Source organism: Pseudoalteromonas tunicata (assembly GCF_002310815.1).
Classification (GTDB): Bacteria; Pseudomonadota; Gammaproteobacteria; order Enterobacterales; family Alteromonadaceae; genus Pseudoalteromonas; species Pseudoalteromonas tunicata.
In genome coordinates this window covers 636,588-653,469 of record NZ_CP011033.1, presented here as the reverse complement: position 1 = coordinate 653,469, position 16,882 = coordinate 636,588, and the positions used below count along the sequence as shown (strand labels likewise).

10 protein-coding genes are annotated in these 16,882 nt (G+C 40.3%); 7 read left to right on the top strand and 3 right to left on the bottom strand.

Going from position 1 to position 16,882, the window contains the following annotated elements:
* Nucleotide 1 precedes the first annotated feature (1 nt).
* Both PTUN_RS20240 and PTUN_RS20235 read left to right on the top strand, forming a co-directional pair.
* Complete coding sequence (locus PTUN_RS20240) at nucleotides 2-4,243, top strand: PKD domain-containing protein (RefSeq protein ID WP_040643452.1); 4,242 nt, start codon at nucleotides 2-4, stop codon at nucleotides 4,241-4,243.
* Nucleotides 4,244-4,313: 70 nt separating this feature from the next.
* Nucleotides 4,314-6,461: a CHASE2 domain-containing protein gene (locus PTUN_RS20235; RefSeq protein WP_009836850.1), complete on the top strand. Its 2,148-nt coding sequence runs from the start codon at nucleotides 4,314-4,316 to the stop codon at nucleotides 6,459-6,461.
* Nucleotides 6,462-6,621: 160 nt separating this feature from the next.
* On the opposite strand, the gene PTUN_RS20230 is transcribed toward PTUN_RS20235, so the two are convergent.
* Nucleotides 6,622-7,818 carry an iron-containing alcohol dehydrogenase gene (locus PTUN_RS20230; RefSeq protein WP_009836851.1) on the bottom strand — a complete coding sequence of 399 codons (1,197 nt, stop codon included), beginning with the start codon at nucleotides 7,816-7,818 and terminating at the stop codon, nucleotides 6,622-6,624.
* Between the two features lie 185 nt (nucleotides 7,819-8,003).
* On the opposite strand from PTUN_RS20230, the gene PTUN_RS20225 reads away from it, so the two are divergent.
* The 5 genes from PTUN_RS20225 (at nucleotide 8,004) to PTUN_RS20205 (ending at nucleotide 13,970) form a co-directional block, all read left to right on the top strand.
* The gene (locus PTUN_RS20225; RefSeq protein ID WP_009836852.1) at nucleotides 8,004-8,483 is read left to right on the top strand and encodes a hypothetical protein; all 480 of its coding nucleotides are present in this window, start codon (nucleotides 8,004-8,006) and stop codon (nucleotides 8,481-8,483) included.
* A gap of 71 nt (nucleotides 8,484-8,554) precedes the next feature.
* The gene (locus tag PTUN_RS20220; protein ID WP_009836853.1) at nucleotides 8,555-9,790 is read left to right on the top strand and encodes a paraquat-inducible protein A; all 1,236 of its coding nucleotides are present in this window, start codon (nucleotides 8,555-8,557) and stop codon (nucleotides 9,788-9,790) included.
* Complete coding sequence (gene pqiB, locus PTUN_RS20215) at nucleotides 9,774-11,438, top strand: intermembrane transport protein PqiB (RefSeq protein WP_009836854.1); 1,665 nt, start codon at nucleotides 9,774-9,776, stop codon at nucleotides 11,436-11,438. Before PTUN_RS20220 ends, pqiB begins: the two co-directional genes overlap by 17 nt.
* The gene (locus PTUN_RS20210; RefSeq protein WP_009836855.1) at nucleotides 11,431-12,042 is read left to right on the top strand and encodes a PqiC family protein; all 612 of its coding nucleotides are present in this window, start codon (nucleotides 11,431-11,433) and stop codon (nucleotides 12,040-12,042) included. The genes pqiB and PTUN_RS20210 overlap by 8 nt, the downstream gene beginning before the upstream one ends.
* A gap of 326 nt (nucleotides 12,043-12,368) precedes the next feature.
* Nucleotides 12,369-13,970, top strand: a complete 1,602-nt coding sequence (locus PTUN_RS20205) for a cytochrome-c peroxidase (protein ID WP_083781231.1) — start codon at nucleotides 12,369-12,371, stop codon at nucleotides 13,968-13,970.
* A gap of 76 nt (nucleotides 13,971-14,046) precedes the next feature.
* Here PTUN_RS20205 and PTUN_RS20200 read toward each other — a convergent pair whose 3' ends face one another.
* Nucleotides 14,047-15,255, bottom strand: a complete 1,209-nt coding sequence (locus tag PTUN_RS20200; RefSeq protein WP_009836857.1) for an aromatic amino acid transport family protein — start codon at nucleotides 15,253-15,255, stop codon at nucleotides 14,047-14,049.
* A gap of 150 nt (nucleotides 15,256-15,405) precedes the next feature.
* The gene (locus PTUN_RS20195; RefSeq protein WP_009836858.1) at nucleotides 15,406-16,788 is read right to left on the bottom strand and encodes an MATE family efflux transporter; all 1,383 of its coding nucleotides are present in this window, start codon (nucleotides 16,786-16,788) and stop codon (nucleotides 15,406-15,408) included.
* Between the last annotated feature and the right edge of the window lie 94 nt (nucleotides 16,789-16,882).

The window sequence follows — 16,882 nt, the reverse complement described above, 5'->3', positions numbered from 1 at the left end:
AATGCACACTCATATTGCGTTTAGAATCCTATTTTTTTGCGGCGTGTTACAGCTAATCGGGTGTGGTGATGGAACCGAAAAATCCGAAAGCATTCCTCAACCATCTAAAAGTAATACTTACACCCTTTCTGGTGGAGTCGCAAAAGGAGCGCTGATTAATGCAACTATCAAAATTTTTTTACTAGACGAAGGTGGAAATATTAGTGATCCCACACCGGTATTAATAACTCAAACTGATGAGCTTGGACAATTTGTTAGCCAAATCCCTGTCAGTGATAAACCAAGATTAATTCAATCATTTGGGGGTAGTTACATTGATGAAGCAGACCAAGAACCAGACGTAGCCCTTAAACGTCGCATTAACTTCGAGTCAGAGCAAGGTTTAAGTTCTATTATTTTTCCAAATCAAACCTCGGTAGCATTAACAATTGCCTCGACCGCCATAATAAAAAAAACCAAAGCCGAAAGTACAAGCAATAACTTCTTCTCAACTCTTGCTTTAAACCAACAAAATGCTGTTAGAGCATTTGGTTTTGACGTGATTAACGTTGTTCCAGCTGATACCTTATCCCCAGCCGCAACGGCATCAACGAGCCAGTTACAATACGCTTTGGTCTTAGGAGGCTTAGCAAACTTGGTTAACCGTATTGCTTTAGAACTTGGTTTTGCCGAACCCAACTTCGACACGATTTTAGCAATCATTGACGATTTATCTGATGGGATTATTGATGGTCAATATCAAGGGGTTCCATTAAGTTACACTAATAAATATGGTGTTCAACAGACGCTTCCTCAAGATATTGATTTTAACGAGCAAATTAGTCGTTTTAAAAACAATAATACAGATAATTTTTCGACAACTCCTACTTTCGAAGTAAATGAAGAGGTTTTAAAAGAACCGCAAATTACAAATATTGCACCAGAAATCTCTGTTAGTAGCTCAGTGAGCCTAACAGGACAGCAAAGTTTAAATATCACAGCAAGCATAACTGACCCTGATGGCTCAATTACAGACTTCTCTTGGCAGCAAACTGCTGGACCAACCTTAGCATTAACCGGCACAAACTCACTGACTTTGGGTATCACTGCACCTGACGTAGTGCTTGATAGCCAAGCAACGTTAACTTTGAGTGCAACCGATAACCTAGGCGCGGTATCAGTCAAACAAATTACGGTAGAAATTATCGCGCGAAATCGTGCCCCCGAAATAGCTCTAACAACGAGCATAAAAGCCAATGAACAAGAGCTAGTGAGTATAGATGCGACAATCACAGATTCTGATGGCACAATAACCGATATTACCTGGACTCAAACAAGTGGGCCAAGCGTTAACCTCAATGGTTCTTCGACCTCCTCCATTCGCTTTACAGCACCGATTGTTTTAATTCAAACAGATATAGTGCTGAAAGTTCAAGCCACCGATGATGAAGGCGAAAGCACCACTGCCACTACGACTATTACAATAGTGCCTATCAATAGCCCACCAGCGGTCTTTGCTGGCAACTCTCAAGTTATTTTCTCAGAAAAATCAGCAACCTTAATTGGTCAAGCCAGTGATGAAGATGGAACCATTGTAAGCATAAATTGGCAACAAATTAGCGGCCCAAGCGCGCTAATTAGCAATGCTACGAGCCTAGAAACTTTAATAACAGCACCAAAAGTAACTTTAATCAGTGACCTACTTTTCTCACTAACTGCTACAGATAATGAAGGAGCATCAAGTACAGCTCAAGTATCAGTTATCGTTAAGCCACTTATTCCACCTGTTGTTTTTGCTGGCGAAGATCAAATCGTTGAATCTAATACCTCAGTATCGTTAACAGGTCTTGCCACTGATAGCGATGGCATTATCGCAAGCTATCAATGGGTTCAATTAAGCGGACCCACAGTAAACCTGTCAAATACTTCCACTGCAAATACCACATTTTTGGCACCAACCGTTACAACAAAACAACTATTAGTTTTCTCCCTGACTGCTACCGATGATTCTGGTGCCAGTGGTTCAGATTCAATTCAAATTACTGTCGAGCCACCAAACCAAATACCTACAATTAATGCTGGTACAGATCAAACCATTCATTCTGCTCTCATGGTTACCTTAAGTGGCACAGCCTCAGATACTGATGGCAGCATTGCTAGCTATGCTTGGTCTCAAACCGCAGGCCCTGCTGTCACACTCAGCACGCCCAATGCCGCTGTAACAAACTTCACCGCACCAACGGTTTCAAGCGATACAATCTTAACATTCACCCTCACCGTGACAGATGATGATGGCGCAACGGCCTCCGACAGCGTGCAAGTTACCGTTCAACCACCAAACATTGCACCTGTCATAACTTTAAATAGCTCTCAAAGTGTTGAGAGAAATCAATCAATTTCTATTACAGCTTCTGCAAGCGACTCAGATGGCACGATTAAAAGTTATGCATGGCAGCAAACGAGCGGCCAGACAGTTTCAGTTTCAGGTAAGACAACATCAACTATTAGTTTTATAGCTCCCAATATCAGTACCGATACAACGCTTACGTTTAGTTTAACGGTCACCGATGACGATAATGCCAGCTCGAGTGCTAATACATCTGTGCTCGTATTTGTGCCAAATACTCCACCTACAGTGAATGCAGGTGCAGATCAAACCTTACATACTGGGCGTACTGTGACACTTTCAGGAAGCGCAAGTGATGATGGGTCTATTGCAAGCTATTTATGGACTTTAGTTTCAGGCAATTTGTCCGTGACTTTAGCAAATCCAAACAGTGCCATAACCACTTTTTACGCAGCTGGTGTGGAAGTTGATGAAACCCTAATATTTAGATTAACTGTCACTGATAATTCAGGATTAACCGGCTCTGATACGGTCTCGATTACTATTCAACCACCTAATAATAACCCTTCAGTTAATGCAGGAGCGGATACCACGGCAATTAGCAATCAAACAATAACATTAAACGGCACAGCTTCTGACTCTGATGGTACTATCGCAAGTTATACTTGGACAAAAATTGTTAATGGCAGTCCCGAAGCTCTAAGCAATGCCAACAACGCAAACCTGACAATAACAACTCCTGATCCAAGTAATGGTGAGACTCTGACCTATAAGTTAACCGTTACTGATGATGATGGGGCTACAGCCGAAGATTCTATTGATGTTGTTGTCTACAGCCCAAGGTTCAATTGGAGTTTTGCAACTGCTGCCGCTATCAATTCATCACCTGCAATTGATAGTAGTGGTAATGTTATTTTTGGTAGTGATGATAATAAATTGTATGCTCTGGACAGTAGTGGTAATAAGTTATGGGAGTTTGCTACTGCGAACAAAATAACCGCTTCACCTTTAATTGATGATACTGACAATATTTATATTGGCTCTCAAGATAAAAAGTTTTATAAAATCGATAACACTGGCACACAGTTATGGCAACAAACAACTGCAAACCCAATACTGGTAGAGGCCGCCCTTTTAGCATCTGACAACTTATTATTTGTGTCTGATTCAACTATCAATGTCGTTGATAGCTCAGGATCTGCGGTTTGGAATTTTACACATCCAAGTACAAATAGCTACAGTGCTGCAATTTCGAGTTCTTCTGATAATGTATTAATCATTTCTTCTGATAAGTATTTATATGAGTTTTCTTATTCAAATGGAAGCTCAGGCCCACAGGATTCAGAGTTAACTCCAGCAATAACGAATAGCTCGCCAATCGCTGATAACACATACGTATATTTTGGCGCCAGTGACTCTAACGTTCATACCTATGGATATAATGAGGGGTTTTACTCATATTGGCAGTCTCCGTTTACAACAACGGCAGCTGTGTACAGCCCAGCAATATTAAGTACAAACTCAGATGTCTATATAGGTTCTACTGATAATATCTTCTATGCCATTGATTCTAGTGGTAGTGAACTTTGGCGCTTTACTACAAATGGGGCTATTTATGGTTCAGCGCTTTTACTAAATGATGGCTCTACGAATAACCTGGTGATTTTTGGTTCTTCTGATGGTTATCTTTATGCTTTAAATGCAGCCGATGGGGTGCTTGTTTGGAAATTTAAGTCTGGTGGCGCTATAAAATCTTCACCTAATTTTAAAGGAAATAATATTTATGTTACCTCTACCGATGGGAAAATCTATTGCATTACAATATCAGGTTATACATTAGCAACCTCTTCTTGGCCGATGTTCCGCCGCGACCCAAAACATCAAGCTAAACTTAGTTCACAAGCTTTGGGAGGCTAATATACTGCTGCAATTTGATAATATAAAAAAATACCTCATCCGATTACTTATCTCCGGTGGGGTATTTTTTATGCTTGCAGTGCATACAAGCGGACATGTTAATTGGTCAATCATCAGCAAGGTCGAAAACTATCTTTATGATTTACGTTTATTAATGACCATGGAGCAAAGTATCGATGACAAAATAATCATTATTGACATTGATGAGAAAAGTCTTGCTAATGAGGGGCAATGGCCTTGGCCTCGTGATAAGTTAGCCCAATTAATAAATCGCTTATTTGACGACTATCAGATCCGAAGCATAGGATTTGATGCTGTATTTGCCGAAGCACAAGCAAACAATTCGCTTAATACTCTGAGTTATCTATTTAAAAAAGGTCTTTTTGATGAAACACAATATCAAAATTTACGTTTAGAGCTTGATCATGACCAACGTTTTAGCGAAGCCTTGATTGCACGAGATGCTGTGCTTGGGATTGTATTTAAACACAGTATTTACGACCAACAAACCAATGGAGAGTTACCAGCTCCCCTCGCCTCCCTTGAGATACTCAACGAAGTTAAAAACGATTTGTACTACGGTACGGGATACGCAGCCAATTTAGCCATTTTGCAACAAGCCTCTGGTTTTGGTGGTTTTTTTGATTATATTCGCGATGATGAAACCCTCAGAAAAGTCCCACTGATTCAATATTACAACAACCAAATATACCCATCACTCGCTTTTGAACTTGCTCGTATTAGCCTTAATCAACCCGCTATCGAATTTCAGCTTTCAGGTAATCAACAAAGTACTTTACGTTCACTTGAATTTATAAAGCTAGGGGATTATAAAATTCCGGTAGATCAAACGGGTTCTGTTTATGTTCCATTTCGAGGTAAACAAGGTAGCTTTACTTATATTTCAGCCACCGACGTGCTAAACCAAGCATTACCAATAGACGCTCTTAGCGGCAAAATTGCTTTGTTAGGTACCAGTGCATCAGGGTTACTTGATTTACGAGCAACCCCTGTTGGCAAAAGTTATATCGGAGTTGAAGTGCATGCCAACATTGTATCTGCAATTTTAGAGCAAAGATTTAAACATGCCCCAGGATATCGTTTAGGAATAGAGCTTTTTAGTTTATTTATTTTAGCTATGCTAATGAGTTTTATTTTTCCTTTTTTACAATCAATTGGTGCCGCTGTCTTTATCATTAGCCTGACCAGTGTTTATTGTGCGCTTAACCTGTATTTTTGGCATTGGCAGAATATGATTTTCACCTTAGCCACACCGTTATTTTTTATCTTCATCAGTGGTTTTTTGCACCTCAATTACAACTTTTTTGTCGAACAAAAGAAAAAGCGCCGTTTATCAAAAGTATTTAGTCAATATATACCCCATGAGCTCGTTACCGACTTCGACTCTAACCAAGCAGAAATGTCGCTGGCGGGAGAAAATAGGATCATGAGTGTACTTTTTACTGACGTACGAAATTTTACCAATATGTCAGAAAAAATGACGCCCACAGAACTAACTGTACTAATGAATGAGTTTTTAACTCCCATCACTCATTGCATTCACCAACAGCAAGGCACTATCGATAAATACATGGGAGATGCGGTAATGGCTTTTTGGGGGGCGCCCATTAATGATGAGCAGCATGCGAGTCATGCTATTAGCGCGGCGTTAAATATTATTATTCAAATGGATAAACTAACTCGCGCCTTTAAAGCCAAAAATTGGCCCGAAATAAAGGTAGGCATTGGTATTGCAAGTGGTGAAATGAGTGTTGGCAACATGGGCAGCGAGTTTCGTATCGCCTACACCGTAATGGGTGACACCGTAAATTTAGGATCCCGCCTTGAAGGGATCACTAAAATGTATGGGGTCGATATTATTGTGAGCGAAAATACCAAAATATTAGCTTCAGAATTTATCTACCGCACCGTCGATAAAGTAAAAGTAAAAGGAAAAGACTTACCTGTAACCATTTTTGAACCTTTAGGATTATTTGAGCAGCTCAATGAAACAACTTTAGCTAATCTTGCTGCTTATGAAGCGGCGCTGCAATTGTATTGGCAAAGTGAGTTTGCTGCAGCACTTGAACAATTTGAAACTCTAAATAGTACATCGCCATGTTTATTATTTACTATTTATATAGAACGTTGCACTCTTTACAGAATAACCCCACCAGCACTCCCCTGGGATGGCTCTTTCACACATACCAGCAAATAACCTTGAAAGTTAATAGCCTTGGATTAACGTGCAATAGACTCACTATTGATGTGACAATTAATCTTCTTCGCTTTAAAAGTATCTGGTTTGAGAAGTACAACCTTGATATGCATTTTTAACTAATAATGTTGATAAACCTCTGATCCAAAGTTTGAGTTAATTAAACCGACAGTTGCCTTAATAACTGCTCACACTCTTTGTTATTCATAAATCTTGGTACCGGATAATCAGGATGCGCTTCTTGTAAAATTGCATGGGCAAGCGCTGTAAAATCACTCGATTTTAATTGAGCATACTCAATGGGGATATCCATTGATTGATTTAATTGTTCAATAAATGAAATAAGCGCTTTAGCTTTTGTTTTTTGACACGCTGCGCCCAATTCCAATTGGCAATAGTCATATAAGGTCGCCATTTTACTTTCAATGCTTTCACCATACCAAGTCAGCACATGAGGCAATGCAATAGCATTTGCCAAACCATGAGCAATGCCATATTTAGCACCAAGATTATGTGCAATAGCATGTACATAACCGACAGATGTTCGGGTAAAGGCTTCACCTGCATAAAATGAGGCCAATTGCAGCTGTTCGCGATAATCTAAATTAGTCGGCTCTGCCAGACATTTTGGCAAATAAGTCAAAATCAACTTGGCACTCAGCAATGCTTTTTGATCGCTAAACGCGAGACCGTTGATACCAATAAATGCTTCAATTGCATGAGTGAGTGCATCCATTGCGGTTGTTGCGGTTAAAGAAGATGGCAAATTAACGGTTAATGGTGGATACAATAACGCCGCTTTAGGCATTAAAACTAAGTCTGTCACAGCGTACTTTTGATGACTCGTTGTGTCCGATACCACAGCGGCAACTGTAGTTTCAGATCCTGTTCCAGCAGTAGTAGGAATAGCATAAAGCGGTGGCAATTTTTTTAAGATTTTGAATAAGCCTTTAAGCTGCTTGAGTGTTTTATTTGGTTTGACTGCTCGCGCTCCAATTAACTTGGCGCAATCAATCACCGACCCCCCACCAATAGCCATAATGGCATCACACTGATGACTTTGATAAAAAACTAAACCTTGCTCAACATTGTGAATTGTTGGATTAGGACTGACATCGGCAAACACTACATATTCAAGTGCCATGTTATCAAGTGCGTCAGTTATTTGATTAATTACAAGAAGCTGTTTTAAAACCTGATCAGTGACGATCAGTATTTTTTTATGTTTAGCGTGAGATAACGCAAACATAAAGTCCTTAAATCCTTGTTCACCGACATATAAGTCTGGTTTAGGAAAAGGATACAGAGCAACAAACATTTTTAAAATAAACTGATAAATCCGATAAAAAAACGTCATAAATGAGCAGCTCTTGTTATTTGAACGAGATAATTAGACCTAACATACTGGTATTTATAGATTAAAGAAAGAATTAATGAATGGACAAAATAAAAACAATTTCGACCAGATTGTCATACAATTGCAACATGCATAATTGACAATAATAACCTTGAACTCATTCACTCATTAAACAAGGTATTACCGTGACGCACGTTGTTAGTTTGTCGAAACAAACATTGGCTAGTTTAGCTCCCTATCAAGGTAAAACATTCGATTGTCAAACTGACGATCCCTTTTTGTTGACCTTAGATTATCAACGTAAGTCCTTTAATGTTACTCACAATAACAGTTTTACCTTTCCCTTTGCACTAAGTGAAGAGATGCAATTGGGTGACTTGGTCACTATTAGCGCAGGTGCGGTGAATCATCGCGCTTCTGAATACAGTGGTGAAAAGAAAATTACCATTGCAGATTTAGCCTTAGGATATGTTGATATCGAATTAAAGGGCCTAGGCCCTTCTGATGAATACGTAGTGCAACAAATTTGTCGTCGCCAAAATAAAATTGTGCAATTAAAAAATATGACCGTATTACTCTCAGCTCCCCATGTAACTCAATCACACGCTAAAGCTGAATCACCTTCGTTACGCTTATGGCAAAAGATCAGTAAATTATTGAGATAATACTAGGTACTTAATTGATAAAATTGAAAAACTAACGCAAAATTATCGTTTTAACCTAGCGATAAATTTTAATGCCAGAGTTAGTTGCATGCCCACATTGTGATTTTCTGGTTGATTTGCCAGCTTTAGCGGCAAATCAACGAGCACTGTGCCCTAATTGTGGTCATCAACTTTCACGTGGTAACTTTCATACCCAAGCCACTGTCATTTCAATGGCACTGAGTGCATTAATCATGTTACTCAGCTCGCTTTTTTACCCTTTTATTTCCTTTAGTAATCAAGGGATGACACAAACAATAACCCTGCTAGATGCCGCTAAAATTTTATTTAATTACCAAACGCCTATTCTTGGTGCATTACTGGATTTATGTATTATTTTGCTGCCCTTTTTATTACTTGTATCGCATATCTTAATGCAACTGGGCATCTTATCGGCATTACCTCAGCGCGCCGCTCGCACCTTATTAAAATTTACTATTTCTCTCACGCCATGGGTGATGTCAGAAATATTTTTAATTGGTGTATTGATCAGTATGGTTAAAATTATGGCGATGGCTGATATTGCGTTTGGTTTGAGCTTTTGGTCATTTTGCTTGTTTGTTTTACTCTACATAGGCTGTCTGTATCGGATTAACGTTGCTAATTTATGGCAACAAATTAGTGATGAGCAGATAACTGACTCTCAATATCACACGACCAGAGCCATTGAGCATGAATTAAAAGCCTGCCATATGTGTAATTGTTTAAGCCAAGATGACTTTTGCCCGCGTTGCCACAGCCCATTACATTTACGAAATCCACAATCAACCCAACGGGTATGGGCATTTTTAGTCACCGCAATCATTTTATATATTCCAGCAAATTTATATCCAATTATGCACACTGTTGTTTTATCACAAGATGAGCCCTCGACAATAGTAGGAGGAATTTTGATCCTCTGGAAAATGGGATCCTACCCTATCGCACTTATTATTTTTTTCGCAAGTGTGGTTGTGCCCATTGCTAAAATTGCAGTGCTCGCCACGTTATGTATCAATGTCAGCTCAACGCGAAACTTCGATCAACAACAAGCGACACAACTATATAAAATAACTGAATTTATTGGTAAGTGGTCTATGCTTGATGTCTTTGTTGTTATTATACTTGTGGCCTTAGTACAACTTGGAAACATTATGTCTGTATTACCAGGAAAAGGTGCGCTCTTTTTTGCTGCGATGGTGGTCACTTCAATGCTCGCAGCCCATGCCTTTGATCCACGTTTGATCTGGGATAAAAAACCTAAGGAAAGTAATGTCTTCACCCGCTGAAATAAAACAAAAAAATAAACTTTCTCTGATTTGGTTTTTACCAATTATGTCTTTGCTAGTTGCTTGCTGGATGCTGTACAAATATCAGATGGAACAAGGTGAAGTGATTTATATCAAAATGCCCTCTGCTGAAGGAATTATTAATGGTAAAACCGAGATTAAAGTACGCAGTGTCAAAATTGGAATTATCAGCCATACACGCCTCTCGGACGATCAAAAAAGCGTCATTGCTCGAGCTGAAATCGACAACCATTATGTGCATCTATTAACGCAAGATGCAAAATTATGGGTGGTAAAACCACGGATTGACGAAACAGGGATCACCGGTATGACTACCTTGTTATCTGGTGTGTATATTGAGTTTTTACCAGGTACGGATAAAGATACCATTCACCAATTTCAGTTATTAACCGATCCACCACTTATTCCTAATGATATCGAAGGGGGCCGAGTAAAATTATTAAGCCGTGATGCCGAAGTAATTGATGTTGGCACAGGGGTATTTTATAAAGGTTTTAAAGTCGGGCAAGTTGAAACCGCGACTTTTGATTGGCAAGAGCAAACTATGCGTTATGGCTTATTTATTCAAGCGCCTTATCAAAATCTTATTACCTTAAACAGCGTCTTTTGGGTTCATTCAGGCATTGAAGTTGACCTCAATGCAGATGGCATTAGTATCAAAACCGGCTCGCTTAGCAAAATACTCAAAGGCGGCATTTCGTTTACGGTGCCAGAGCGGGAAAAACCTGGCGAAATTGCCCAAGATGGCCATATTTTTTCATTAAGTGATGATTACAAAACCGCACTTGAGCAACGCTATTACGAACATGATTATTACGTCATTGAGTTTGAACAATCAATTCGCGGATTACGAGTCGGTGCGCCTGTCGAGTATCGGGGCACTCGAGTCGGTACCGTGGTCGAAGCACCCGCTATTTTAGTGGTCGACGGAAAACCGGCCCATTTTATGTCTGACAATACTGCAGTGCCGGTGATGATAAAAATAGAATACCGCCGTTTATACCATGAAGCGAAAGTCGCCAAAGAATTTTGGCAAAGTAATAGTCAAAAATGGATTGATAACGGCCTAAGAGCGTCACTTAAACCTGGAAATTTACTCACAGGTGCTGTCTACGTTGATTTAGACTTTTACCCAGACGCAGAACAAAAGCAACCAAAAATGCTCGCCAATTATCGGGTCTTTCCAAGTATCTCAAGCGGGTTTTCGGTGCTCACCAATCAACTGTCAGAAGTCATGGCTAAAATAAACAAACTTGATGTCGAAAAAACCTTGGTACAATTAAATAGCACAGTCGCCGAGTATGAAAAACTCGCCGCCGATTTACGTGTATTTGTAAATCAAAGCAAAACCCAGCAAATTCCAGCCGAGTTGTCGCAAAGTTTAGATAAAATTACCTCATCAATGAGTCAGTTTGACCGAACAATGAAACAATTTGCTAAAACCATGGCCGATTACCAACAGGGTTCGCCGGTTTACCACGATATGAACCGCGCGGTAGAAGAAATGAAAAAACTGGCAGAACAACTTCAACCGCTTGGAAAATCACTAAACGAGCAGCCTAATATGCTGATTTTTGATAAAAAAACAATTGAAGATTTACAACCTCGGAGCAAACAAAATGATTAAAAAGCTATGGTTGTTTTGTTTTGTGATGCTAACCGCAGGCTGCACGTCTGCGCCCGCTAGCATTAATTATTATCATTTTTCAACCTCCAACTCGAACCACAGTATCACTCTAAGTGCCCAAACAATCCCGTTGGTTTTAGCTGATCCTGTACTTTACGGAGCAATTAGTAACCGTGGTATCGCGATGAAAAGCACAGCAACTCAAATGCGAAATGCCAGCCACCATCTTTGGGATCAACCGATTGAGACCATGTTGCTCAATAATGCGGAGCAACAACTCACCCTAGCACTGCCTTCAATGTTTATCAGCAAAAAGCGTGCGGCACTGCCTTTTTCCAATCAATCGCATTATTACGAATTACAGTGGGAAATTAATGAATTTAATGGTGGACTCAACAATAATGCAGAAATTAGTGGCCTGTGGCGTATTGTTAAATATCAAAAAGGCTTAGCTCAATCGGTTGAGTTAAGTCGCTATTTTAGTGTTTCAGTTGATTTAAGCCAAGATGGATACTCAGGTTTAGTAATGGCACTTGAGGCCGCTTGGCAGCAAGTTAATCAACAAAGTGCCTCAACACTGCTTGAAGTGTTTGCGCCACATTAATGCAGTTTAGAATGTGTTAATTAACCCGAAAGCTGAATAATAAATCTATCTCAAGCAGTTATTTTTATCGCGAACAGTGTTGAAAATATCTGATTAGAGATGAAAAACTTAGACATTAACCTTTAATTCAATGCATTGGTAAATCTCTTATCCATAACTGAGGTTAGTTACGTCGCAACGCTAACATCAATCGCATCGCTGTAAAACCTCAATTTGCATCCTTCTCTTTGCTCAAAACCACGTTTTATTCACTGTAACTGCACATTTTCTGCACATTAGCTGTGTACTGTTAAGTTGTTACTTTTTCTGCTCACAAGGGTTGTATCATGAGAACGAGAATAAAAATAAGCATTGCATCATTGGCATTGAGCTGTCTGTTCATTGCTGAGCAAGGCATGGCGGTTGAACCTGCAAGAAGGATCCCACCCCCTCCTCCCCCAAGGTTTGATAATCTTGATCAACAATTACAAAATTTAATTGTGCAACGAAACTTAACTGTACCCAATCTTGCTGCGCTTAATATACCCAGTATTTCAGACCCAATAGCCCAACTAGGTAAAAAGCTTTTTTTTACTAAAAATCTCGGTGGCAACCAAACGGCTGCGTGTGCCAGCTGTCACCATCCTCTGCTTGCGGGAGCTGATACTCTTTCACTGCCAGTAGGCGTTAATGCAATTGATGAAACAAATCAAGCTGCACATGATTTATTAGGTAGTGGTCGTTTTAGTAATACAGCAGACAATACGCCGCTAGTGCCTCGCAATTCACCGACTATTTTTAATATCGCATTGTACGTGCGCGGTTTATTTTGGGACAGTCGAGTCGAACGTGACCGCAACGGGGCTATTTTAACGCCAGATTCCATGATTGATCAGCAAGGAAGACGCCGAGCCGATAGTAATTTCACCCCCAATGATTCATTAGCCACTGCACAAGCGGGCTTTCCTGTCACGTCAGTAGAAGAAATGCGCGCTGAATTTATTCCAGGGATTGATAATAACGCCTTACGTGAGGCGCTTAATTCTCGTTTCAATAACAGCATGGCGCAGTTTATTAACCAATGGCCCGCCCAGTTTTCGACTGTTTTTAATGATGAAACCATCACTTTTAAGCATATTGCCCGTGCGATTGGGGAATATGAACGCTCAATGGTCTTTATCAATAATCCTTGGTTTAATTATTTAAAAGGGGATTTACAGGCACTTAATAATGATCAAAAAGCGGGGGCTTTACTGTTTTTCACCCCACCACAAAACGGCGGTGCCGGTTGTGCTGCTTGTCACAATGGCCCAAGTTTTAGTGATGAGCGCCACCATTTGGTTGCTTTTCCACAAATAGGCGTAGGAAAAGACAATGCCAGCAATACCGCCACAAACACGGATTTTGGCCGTGAAAATGTGACCAATAATAATGCCGATCGCTACCATTTTCGCACGCCATCTTTACTCAATATTGCTCATACTGCACCATATGGTCATTCAGGGGCTTACCAAACACTTGAGCAAGTTGTGCGTCATTACAGTAATCCTCGAGGTGCAATTAACCAATTATTTGGCAGCAATGTAGCCGCTGACATTAATGAAAATTCCGCTTATTGTCAGCTTGAGCAAATTCAAGGATTAATGCTTAAAAACAGCCAAAGTTGCGCCAGTATTTTTAACGATGCCCATCAAAACTCAATTTTAGTTGCAAGCCATTTAGAGCAAGCACAACGTAATGAAGTGCCAGCACGCGCAGTACTTGCGCCACAACGAGGGCTTAATCCAACCCAAAGTGCACAGTTAGTCGCATTTTTACACGCGTTAAGTGACCCATGTTTGACAGATAAAAGTTGCTTAGCACCGTGGTTATTAAGCCCAGAAGAGCAAGATAACTTCCCTGATCAGTTCCTACTTAAGGCCGTTGATCAAGATGGAAACACGCTTTAGTGAGCAACTTATAATAAAAAAGGCGCTTCACCGCCTTTTTGTTCATTAAAGCAAAATCTAATATCTAAGCGGGTTGTTAGCCCACAGCAGGAATAACGCCAAACATTTGTAACCCCTGGGCACTGATAATTAATACACCTAGTAGTGCAACAAATACCAAAGCAAACTGACCACCTGCCACTTGATAGCCTGCAGGTAAACTATCTTGCTTACGTCGTTGCTGCCACACCATCGCTACAGGTAAAAATATCGCCAATACCACTAATGCGATGGCCGCATAGCCCAGCGCCATAATAAACCCCTGCGGATAAAAAAGTGCAAAACCAAGGGGAGGCGTAAAGGTTACAATCGCGGTAATTAAACGGTCTTGTTTAGTATTGGACTTTTTTAAGGTATCGCTGAAAAAATCAAACAAACCTAAACTCACGCCTAAAAAAGAGGTGGCGAGCGCTAAATCTGCAAAAATGGTCACTGCTTTACTAATTGCAGGATTATTTAACAAGGTGGCAATCGATGCGATAAAACCAGGTAACCCTTCACTTTGCAGTAAACTTTGCTGGCTCATCATGCCTTGGCTTATCACTTGCCAAAACAAATAAATAACCAACGGCAGCGATGCACCAACAATCATTACTTTACGCAGTACCTTAATGTCTTTACCGACGTATTTAACAATAGAAGGGATAGAGCCATGAAAACCAAAAGAGGTAAATACCACTGGAATAGCCGATAAAATAAGGCCTTGCTGTAATGGCATTTCAAGTAAATGCTGCATTTGTACATAAGGGGTCAACATATAAAACATCGCGCCCAGTACTAGTATTTTTGTGATAAATAAAACACGGTTCACTTTATCAACCGTGCCAGTACCTAAGGTGATAATAAAACCAAATAATAACGCAAAAATAATTGCGCCCACTTGCGGGGCTAATTGCCAATCAAACCAATTATTAAGGTTGGTTTGTAACTGCGAACCACCACCGGTAATGTAGGCTGCACACAACGCATAGAATAAAAAAATCATCGAGAAATTGGCGATGACTTGCCCTCTTCGGCCTAATAATCCTTTGGCTAATGTATTGAGTGTTGCGTCGACATCCGCATGTTGGTGAACTTCAAGCATGAGTAAAGCGGTATAAGTCATTAATAACCAAGTTGCCAAAATCACTACTATTGAGGTTGAAAAGCCTAACCCGGCTGATGCAATGGGCAGTGCCAACATACCAGCACCGATAGTAGTACCGGCAATAATTAACATACTGCCAAAGGTTTTATTTTTACTCACACAACACGCCTTATGATGGTAGAAACGACAAAGTCAGTTAACGTAAACGTAAAGCAGATAAAAGGGAAGTAAAACGCGGCAAACACCACGTTTTTACTGTAATAATTGATTTACACAATCAGTGTGTATCAAAGGAAAACATGGTTTACTTTACTGGCTCACTTCAAGCTTCACCGCCACGGGGTCATCAACATAGCCGCGAGGTAAACGCAGTTTAAACTCTCGTTTGAGCAACAAGAAACTGACCACAGCTTGAATACACACACTGATTGCTGACAAATACCACACTTGCGTGAGGGTAAAGTCAGGCTGATGGCTTAACCAGACGGCTACCACAGTAAAAATCAGAACCCGTGTCGCTGTGCTATACAGGCCTGGTAGGGTATTTCCCAAAGACTGAAAAAGTCCTGAGCAGGTAAACACCACACCAGATGGAATAAAATTAATACAAATTATTTGTAAAAAGGTAGCTGCAATTAACACAACTTCAGGGTCGCCAGAAAAACCACCGACCAGCACTGAGGGAATTAAAAAACTCACCAGCGTTAATACCGCCATTAAACTACACGTCAATAACGCCGACCAAAAGAAGGTTTCACGTACCCGATCAAACCGCTTTGCGCCAAAGTTTTGCCCCGCCACAGCAGGTGCTGCAAAGGCAATCGCCATCGCTGGCAAAAACAAGGACTGCATAATACGAGAGCCGAGACCAAAACCTGCTTGAGCATCAGGGCCAAAATGTTGAATTAACCAATAGATCAGTGCCATATAGGCAAACATTAAAAAGAATTCCCCTCCTGCTGGTAATCCAATACCAAGCAAACGCTTTATAATCTGAGTATCAAAGCGCCATAAATTTGGCTTAAGCGAAATATATTTTTCAGCTTTAACAAAATAAACGCAGAGTAATAATACCGCAGCAAATACCGAAATCGAACTTGCTAACCCGGCTCCTGCAACCCCCATTGCAACAGAAGTACCCCAACCAGCAATTAAAATTGGCGATAAAATAATATTAACAATAATCGACAAGGTTTGTACCAGCATGGTGGGTTTGACAATTCCTGTGCCACGCAAACCAGCACTCACCGCTACCAATGGAAATTGCAACGCCATACCAGGCAAAAACCAATATAAATAATCGCGCCCTGCAGCTATGGTTGCCGCATCTGATGAAATGCTGGCTAAATAGCTTGGCGCACCAAAATAGCCAATAACCACTACAACTAGCGCCATTAGGCAAGCAAGCAACATACTTTGGTTAAACACGGCGTTTGCATCCGCTTCATCTTTGCGCCCAACAGCATGAGAAATCAGTGCCGTGGTACCGACATTAAGAATTTGGGTTAATGCAAAAATTAAAAACATCGCATTGCCCGCAAGGCTGAGGCCAGCTAAAGCGGTATCACCAAGTTGACCCACAAAATACAAATCAACTAAAAAATACAAAGTTTGGATCAGCATTCCAATCATCATAGGCACAGCCATATTAATGAGTAATTTAGGAATAGATCCTTGAGTTAAGTCTTTCATTTATATTGTCTTAAAGCACATCCAGGGAAACCGATAATAACAAGATAATTTTGTTTGCCCATAGCTCAAATTGCTATTTTAAAAACTGCAATCA

Bases quoted from the DNA above. Each gene is read 5' to 3' on its own strand.
- PTUN_RS20220 (WP_009836853.1), top strand. From the start codon at position 8,555: ATGCCAGAGTTAGTTGCATGCCCACATTGTGATTTTCTGGTTGATTTG.
- PTUN_RS20210 (WP_009836855.1), top strand. From the start codon at position 11,431: ATGATTAAAAAGCTATGGTTGTTTTGTTTTGTGATGCTAACCGCAGGC.
- PTUN_RS20235 (WP_009836850.1), top strand. From the start codon at position 4,314: ATGCTTGCAGTGCATACAAGCGGACATGTTAATTGGTCAATCATCAGC.
- pqiB (WP_009836854.1), top strand. From the start codon at position 9,774: ATGTCTTCACCCGCTGAAATAAAACAAAAAAATAAACTTTCTCTGATT.
- PTUN_RS20230 (WP_009836851.1), bottom strand. From the start codon at position 7,818: ATGACGTTTTTTTATCGGATTTATCAGTTTATTTTAAAAATGTTTGTT.
- PTUN_RS20240 (WP_040643452.1), top strand. From the start codon at position 2: ATGCACACTCATATTGCGTTTAGAATCCTATTTTTTTGCGGCGTGTTA.
- PTUN_RS20195 (WP_009836858.1), bottom strand. From the start codon at position 16,788: ATGAAAGACTTAACTCAAGGATCTATTCCTAAATTACTCATTAATATG.
- PTUN_RS20205 (WP_083781231.1), top strand. From the start codon at position 12,369: ATGAGAACGAGAATAAAAATAAGCATTGCATCATTGGCATTGAGCTGT.